Origin of the sequence: Enterococcus sp. AZ101, from assembly GCF_050499005.1 — a bacterium.
GTDB lineage: Bacteria > Bacillota > Bacilli > Lactobacillales > Enterococcaceae > Enterococcus_L > Enterococcus_L ureilyticus.
This window is the reverse complement of record NZ_JBMHEZ010000010.1, coordinates 1-365: the sequence shown is the minus strand read 5'-3', so window position 1 is coordinate 365 and position 365 is coordinate 1. Positions and strand designations below refer to the sequence as shown.

At 53.2% G+C, this 365-nt stretch carries 4 tRNA genes; all 4 read left to right on the top strand.

The window, feature by feature from the left end:
• Window positions 1-9: 9 nt before the first annotated feature.
• A tRNA-Pro gene (locus IGJ50_RS17140) sits at window positions 10-83 on the top strand.
• A 10-nt stretch (window positions 84-93) separates the two neighbouring features.
• Window positions 94-166, top strand: a tRNA-Ala gene (locus IGJ50_RS17135).
• A gap of 21 nt (window positions 167-187) precedes the next feature.
• Window positions 188-261, top strand: a tRNA-Met gene (locus IGJ50_RS17130).
• A gap of 18 nt (window positions 262-279) precedes the next feature.
• Window positions 280-353 (top strand) — tRNA-Ile (locus IGJ50_RS17125).
• Window positions 354-365: the final 12 nt, after the last annotated feature.

The following is a 365-nucleotide window of genomic DNA, read 5'->3' as shown; positions in this document are numbered from 1 at the left end:
TTTAAAATACGGGAAGTAGCTCAGCTTGGTAGAGCACTTGGTTTGGGACCAAGGGGTCGCAGGTTCGAATCCTGTCTTCCCGATTCATTTTGTGGGGCCTTAGCTCAGATGGGAGAGCGCCTGCTTTGCACGCAGGAGGTCAGCGGTTCGATCCCGCTAGGCTCCATTAGTAACAATTTATTATTTTCGCGGTGTAGCTCAGCTGGCTAGAGCGTCCGGTTCATACCCGGGAGGTCGGGGGTTCGATCCCCTTCGCCGCGATTCCTTTTTAAGAGCCAAGGACCTTTAGCTCAGTTGGTTAGAGCAGACGGCTCATAACCGTCCGGTCGTAGGTTCGAGTCCTACAAGGTCCATTGTAGTGACAC